This window comes from Polaribacter sargassicola, from assembly GCF_021991835.1.
Lineage (GTDB): Bacteria > Bacteroidota > Bacteroidia > Flavobacteriales > Flavobacteriaceae > Polaribacter > Polaribacter sargassicola.
Map to the genome: position 1 here is coordinate 1 of NZ_JAHDAU010000139.1, position 316 is coordinate 316.

General features: G+C 71.8%; 1 pseudogene. It reads left to right on the plus strand.

The features are described from left to right. A pseudogene (locus KI686_RS16205) lies at window positions 1-191 on the plus strand (phosphoribosylanthranilate isomerase); the annotation flags it as partial. Between the last annotated feature and the right edge of the window lie 125 nt (window positions 192-316).

Genomic DNA, 316 nt, shown 5'->3' on the forward strand with positions numbered 1-316 from the left:
TGGGAATCCCGGTGATCCTCGCAGGCGGTCTCTCCGCGGCGAACGTCGCCGAGTCGATCGCGGCCGTGCGTCCGTGGGGCGTGGACTCGCTCACGCTCACGAACCGCCCGCTCGGGGACGGGCGCTTCGAGAAGGACCTCGACGCCGTGGCCGCGTTCGTCGAAGGCGCGACCGCGGTCGCCGCGGTCTGAGGACGGCCGCGGTCGCGCGGGCATCCGCCTACTCGGCGGGCATCCGGCTACTCGGCGAGATCGAGCACGGCCCGCACCATGGTGTCCTCGTCGATGCCGTGATACTGGTAGACGTCGGCGAGGTC